The sequence below is a fragment of the Acinetobacter uliginosus genome, from assembly GCF_044130295.1.
In the GTDB taxonomy this organism is placed as follows: Bacteria; Pseudomonadota; Gammaproteobacteria; order Pseudomonadales; family Moraxellaceae; genus Acinetobacter.
In genome coordinates this window covers 1-6,394 of sequence record NZ_JBIQOC010000133.1, presented here as the reverse complement: position 1 = coordinate 6,394, position 6,394 = coordinate 1, and the positions used below count along the sequence as shown (strand labels likewise).

The following is a 6,394-nucleotide window of genomic DNA, read 5'->3' as shown; positions in this document are numbered from 1 at the left end:
TGGTCTACGTGCCATAAAATACTCCATATATTGATGTTTATAACATCATTTGGGGAGCAAAATATCACTTATAGGTGTTGTTCAAATTTCCTGATCCACCTCTGTAATTCGATCTGCAGTTGAAAAACTTTATCAATTTTGTATGTAACATAAACAAGAGATTTCTCTCAATAATATTGATGTTTTCATTATGTAGTACTTGCAGTCACGTCCCTTTTTGATACACTCGAATCCCTTTTGATTTTTTTAACGCACCGAGGCGAAGTGGCATGAAAGTAGGTCTGGTCGGTTGGCGCGGGATGGTAGGTTCCGTCCTTATGCAACGTATGGTTGAAGAGAATGATTTTGCTCATTTTGAGCCATTCTATTTTTCTACCAGTAATGCAGGTGGTGAAGCGCCTGCGTTTGGCGGTAAGACTGCCCCAGCACTTATGGATGCATCAGACATTAACAGTCTGAAGCAGATGGATGTCATTATTACCTGCCAGGGTGGTGATTACACCACTGACGTTTTCCCGAAACTGAAAGCTGAAGGCTGGAATGGTTACTGGATTGATGCAGCTTCTACCTTACGTATGGATGATGAAGCCATCATCGTGCTTGATCCGGTCAACATGAACGTGATTAAAGATGGCCTGGTGAATGGTACTAAAACATTCGTTGGTGGTAACTGTACCGTTTCCTTGATGCTGATGGGCTTAGGTGGTCTGTTCCAGAATAATCTGGTGGAATGGGCAACTTCGATGACTTATCAGGCCGCTTCTGGTGCGGGCGCGCAAAACATGCGTGAACTCATCAACGGTATGGGTTACTTGTATAACAATACCAAAGATTTGTTAGATGACCCTCGCTCTCCAATTTTAGAGATCGATTCTAAAATTGCGGCTTTACAACGCAGCGAAGGTTTCCCGTCTGCAAACTTTGGCGTGCCTTTAGCAGGTTCTTTGATTCCGTATATCGACAAACAGCTTGAAAGCGGTCAGTCGAAAGAAGAATGGAAAGGCCAGGTTGAAACCAACAAGATTCTGGGTAACTCGCAGATTGTTCCTATTGATGGTCACTGTGTGCGTATTGGTGCAATGCGCTGCCATTCTCAAGCACTTACATTGAAATTGAAGAAAGATGTACCGCTTGATGAAATCGAAGACATTATCCGTAATGCAAACGATTGGGCAAAAGTCGTTCCCAATACCCGTGAAGCATCGATGACCGATCTGACGCCAGTGGCTGTTACAGGTACCCTGTCTGTTCCAGTGGGTCGTTTGCGTAAACTGAATATGGGTAAAGAATACCTTGGCGCATTCACTGTCGGCGATCAGCTGCTATGGGGTGCTGCAGAACCTTTACGCCGTATGTTACGTATCCTGATTGATTACAAAAATGCTTAAGTGCTAAATGAAAGAAAAGCCGATCACAATTGATCGGCTTTTTTATGTATCCTTTATGTTAAATGTTTTACAATTCTTCAACACCTCGTTAATGTATAACTTTCGCAATACGATAAGAAACCGAGCTAAAGATTAAGATGACCGTATATAACAAATTAAAGATAGCCATTTTAGCCATTATTGCTTCGCAGAATATTCATGCGATTACTATTGATCCTATTCAAGTTCAATCTGCAGCAGGTGAATTATTGTATGCGGAAATGAATTTTCGCAATGCTGATCCTCATGCACAAATCCAGGCCAGCCTGGCTGATGCAGAAGATATCGCAACTTTAGGCGCTGTCTATCATGCTCCCGGACATCTCAATTTCTTTACCCGTCGCGATAGCTCGGGCAATGGTGTCATTACCATTACCTCATCACGCCCCTTAACGGATGCTGAATTGAACATTATTGTTAAAATTCAGGAAGGTAATGCGACACGTTTACAGCATATCAAGACCCCTCTGAAGCGCAGCCAGATAAATACTCAGGTACGGGTCTCAGGCAATGAAAAACCTTTAATGCCTATCACCATTGTGAATGAAAAAGATATTGCCTTACAACTGCCTGAAAGTACGCAATTTCGGATTGAAAAACCACAAACGGCACTACCGCAATCATTTGAAGCACCATTAATGGTACATAAAGCGGCACCGCCGATTTTAAATAGTACCTCTGCTGCACCCGTCGTCATTGCAGCAATGGCGACACCATCTGCCCAGCCGGTTCAGACTCCACAAAATGCGCCACTCAAAACCAAGAGTTCCATTGCAGCACAACGTTTGACAAAAAATGAAGCGAAAATTTCAGCTAACTCAAACAACTCGAATAATAATGTCTCCACAGACCCGTTAGTCCGACTATATGCAGCATCTGCACATCAACATGTGGCTAAAGCAAAAGTAACGGCAGAACCTGTAGCAGCCGCTGCGCCAAAAGCCAAATCAGAAACAGCGCCTACACCATCACCTCAGCCTGCGGCTACAGCACCAGCCAACCAGCATGTAGTGCAATCGAATGAGTCACTGTGGGCAATTGCCTCACGTGTGGCCACTGAGCAAAATCGTCCGATTGGCGAAGTCATGAAACAAATCAAGGCCAATAATGAACATGCCTTTATTCAAGGTGATGTGAACCGTTTACGCCGTGGTGCCGCTTTGAATTTAAATACTGTGACCAGCCCTAAAGAAGAGCAAAAAGCAAAAGTTGCCCATTTAGCCCAAGCCCCTTCCAAACCGTCCAATCAGTCGGCTAAAGCCAAATATCGCTTGAATCAGGCAGAAATGAGCCTGGTTGCAGAGAAAGAACAAGATTCAGCCAGCGGTTCTGCCAAAAAGAACACAGAAAAAAGGCAAACTTCAAATGAATTATCATTAAAAGTTATGACATCGCGTGAAAAAACCGTTAAATTACAGAGAAACGTAACACAGTTAGAATTGGCATTGCGTAACAAGGATCACAGAATTCAATTATTAAATACTCGTCTTGCCCAATTGCAGCAACAATTGAAAGCACAACAAGTACAGAAAAAGCCAACGCACTAAGGGTGTTATACAATTTGATTTTTTAGGATGGGTTTCATGGATAAAAACTCAATCCTACAAGGGGTAACAACATGCTGCTTTATGTGATTCCGTTTATATTGTTATTAGTGATCGCAGTTGTATTAAAAAAGCGCGAGGCAAGTAAACAAACAGAACAAACACCAAAGACGAAAAGCAAAAAAGTCACTTCAACCAAAAAGTCACCGCAAAAAACTCAAATTGTGGAAAGCTCGGTTGTTGCAAAGAAAAAAACCACCCCTTTAGCTGCCGATGTCCGCAGTAAAATTGAAGCCCTGATTCACGAAAAGAACTTTTTCTCGGCCGAAGCACAGATTAATCAGGCTTTAAATAAGGACAATTCACAGCATGAGTTGTATTTGCTGTTGCTGGACATTCACATCTTGCAAAAAGATGAATTTGCCATCAGCCAGCTGATTAATCACCTGCGCTCATTAGAACTGGATGATTTTTTAGAACAGGCACTTGCTAAAAAAGCAGCACATGAAAAACAAACACTAGGTTCTAAAGATACCATTGAGTTTAAGCCATCATCAACTGTTGCTAAAGCAGCTGAACCAGCGGTTGTAGAAACAAAAAATACGGCTGCTTTTGATGCTTTAATGAGTGATGCTGCACCCGCTGCAACAAAAAATGATCTTGCCTTTGATCAGTTACAGCAGGAATCGCGTTCGGCTCAGCCGGAAGTCGTTAAGGAAATCAAACCTCTTGATTTCAATTCTGCATCTTTAAATACAGCAGAAATAACAGCTACTCCGGTGGAAGAAATCAAACCCCTTAATTTCAGCAGTCTATCTCTGGATTCAGCGGCAGAAGCAGCAACTGCACCAGCTGAAGAAATCAAGCCTTTAGATTTTACTAACTTTAAGCTTGATCCTGCACCTGTGGCAGAAACCAAGCCGGAAGCTGCCCCAGTTCAAGAAATTCAGCCTCTGGATTTCTCATTTAGTTTAGACACTGCAACAACCGGGCAAGCAGAAACAGAGAAAGCTGCTAGCATTGAACCTACTGTAGAAGAAAAACCTGAATTTAATTTTGATTTTTCCGTTGCAGAAACTCCAGTAGCTGAAACAAAAGTTGCAACTGAAGAAACTACGCCAAGCCTGGAACTGGACTTTAATTTAGAGCCTGCAAGCACGGTTGAAGAGCCAGCTGTAGAAGTAGCGCCAGCAAAAGCCGCAGGCCTAAACTTTGATATTAGCAATATCAGCTCATCTGCAGCCAAAGCAGATAAAAATGATCCATTGGTTCAGTCCTTCCCCGAACTGATTGAAGTCAATGAAATTAACCTGAATCTAGAACTGGCACAGCAATATATCCAGCTTGGTGCATTCGAATCAGCACGTGAATTACTGGCAGAGCAAGAAGCTGGCTATACACCTGAACAACGCCAACAGGCAGATCATTTACGCAATCAAATAGCATCTTAAGCAATTTCGATCTACTATAAAGCAGTCATCCTTGGCTGCTTTTTTTATGATGAAAAAAATAGCGTTAATCTATATGGGCGGTACATTTGGCTGTATTGGTGATCCACTCAGCCCTATGCCAGCTGAGCAATTTATTCCGAAACTGCAACATGTTCTCCCTCTCGATCAGCAGATCGAATGTTTTGTTGCACCAGTCATTCAGGACAGTAGTGCTTGTACAGCCACAGACTGGCTAAAACTGGTTCAATCTATTCAACAACTTCAGTTACAGCAGTTTGAGCATTTTGTGGTTATTCATGGTACCGACACCCTCAGTTATGCTAGTGCGGTGCTGTCACGCTTTCTGGGTCAATCCGCGCATGTGGTCATGACCGGCAGCCAGTACCCCCTGTTAAATACTGCGGGAGACAATACCCGTGAATTTACTGATGCCATTGATAATTTAAACTTTGCCCTGGACTGTGTAGTTAAATATCCGGTGGGAGTTTATTTAGCCTTTCATCATCATTTAGTACATGCACAGACGGCATTAAAAATCCATACCACAGAACTGGATGCCTTTAGCGGTAAAAACGCAGCGGAACCCATTTCCCACAGCTCCATCTATATAGTTCATGACAATGATCTCCAAAAGGCAGCGAGGTTTAACTGTTTAAGCCTGATGATGCAACCGCTGGATTTGGCTCAGCAAATTGCCAATCTGCAAACCATTTGCCAAGTACCGCCAAACTGCCTGATTTTACAAGGTTTCGGCACAGGCAACCTGGCTGTGAATAAACCATTCATTGCTTGCATTCAAAAACTGCAACAAGCAGGCTGTGCCGTAATTCTCACCACTCAGGTGCCTTTTGGTGGTATTGATCAGCGTTATGCCATCAGCCAATGGATCCAGCAGACCCATATTCTTCTGAATGACTGTTTGGGACATGCAGATCTTTATGCAAAAGCGCTGAAAATGTATTTACAATACGACGCTGTAGACCAATGGCAGGCACATTGGCATGATCACGTGTAATTTGAGGTAAGTATGCAACGTTTTGCAGTCGGTATTGAGTTTTGTGGCATTCGATATAGAGGTTGGCAAACTCAACAGCCTGGCGTTCCAAGCGTGCAGGAAACCATTGAAAAAGTACTGAGCAAAATTGCCGATGAACCGATCATCTTACATGGTGCGGGTCGTACCGATGCCGGGGTCCATGCCACCAATATGGTCGCGCATTTTGATACTAATGCTATTCGCCCGATTCGTGGCTGGCTGATGGGGGCAAACAGTCAGCTTCCTAAAGATATCGCCTTCCAGTGGATCAAGGAAATGGACAGCGATTTCCATGCCCGCTTTAAAGCTCAGGCACGCCGCTATCGCTATGTCGTCTATAACAATCCGCAGCGCCCTGCGCTTCTGCATAAACAGGTCACGCATGCCTACTATCCGCTGGATGTGGAGAAGATGATTGCTGCGGCGAAAAAATTTGAAGGCACGCATAATTTTGAAAGTTTCCGTGCCGCAGCCTGCCAGTCCAATCAGCCGGTTCGGCATGTCAAACATTGTCGCCTCATTCAACATGGCTGTTATCTGGTGTTAGATATTCAGGCAGATGGCTTCTTGCACCATATGGTACGCAACATTATGGGCTGTTTACTGGAAATCGGTCAGGGCATGTATGAAGTTGACCATATTGACCATATTTTTGCCGCTGAAGATCGTAAAGCAGCAGGAATTACCGCACCACCGGATGGCTTGTATTTTATCCACGCTGATTATCCGGAACAGTTTGATCTGCCGAAAATGCCATTAGGCCCGCATTGGCTGAATATGCCGGAATAAGAAATCCCTCCCAACCTCCCTTTTTTAAAGGGAGGAGTTCCCCCACTACTGTCCCATAGTTTGCTTTAAATAAAAAAACCTGAGTCTAAATAGTTAAAATATGAGTGCAAACAAACACTTTAACTATAAAGGACTCAGGTTTTGTCA

At 43.5% G+C, this 6,394-nt stretch carries 5 protein-coding genes; all 5 read left to right on the top strand.

Going from position 1 to position 6,394, the window contains the following annotated elements; translation table 11 throughout:
• Positions 1-269 precede the first annotated feature (269 nt).
• The 5 genes from asd to truA all read left to right on the top strand — a co-directional run bounded on the left by asd (position 270) and on the right by truA (position 6,247).
• Positions 270-1,388, top strand: coding sequence for an aspartate-semialdehyde dehydrogenase (gene asd, locus ACE01T_RS16800; RefSeq protein ID WP_086195317.1), 1,119 nt, complete (start codon positions 270-272; stop codon positions 1,386-1,388).
• A 137-nt stretch (positions 1,389-1,525) separates the two neighbouring features.
• On the top strand, positions 1,526-2,974 hold the full coding sequence (locus tag ACE01T_RS16795; protein WP_086195316.1) for a type IV pilus assembly protein FimV: 1,449 nt from the start codon (positions 1,526-1,528) through the stop codon (positions 2,972-2,974).
• Positions 2,975-3,045: 71 nt separating this feature from the next.
• Positions 3,046-4,422, top strand: coding sequence for a hypothetical protein (locus ACE01T_RS16790; RefSeq protein ID WP_180176480.1), 1,377 nt, complete (start codon positions 3,046-3,048; stop codon positions 4,420-4,422).
• A gap of 46 nt (positions 4,423-4,468) precedes the next feature.
• The gene (locus ACE01T_RS16785; protein ID WP_086195423.1) at positions 4,469-5,437 is read left to right on the top strand and encodes an asparaginase; all 969 of its coding nucleotides are present in this window, start codon (positions 4,469-4,471) and stop codon (positions 5,435-5,437) included.
• Positions 5,438-5,449: 12 nt separating this feature from the next.
• Entirely contained in the window at positions 5,450-6,247 is a 798-nt protein-coding gene (gene truA / locus ACE01T_RS16780) for a tRNA pseudouridine(38-40) synthase TruA (protein ID WP_086195314.1), read from the top strand.
• The last annotated feature ends 147 nt before the right edge of the window (positions 6,248-6,394 follow it).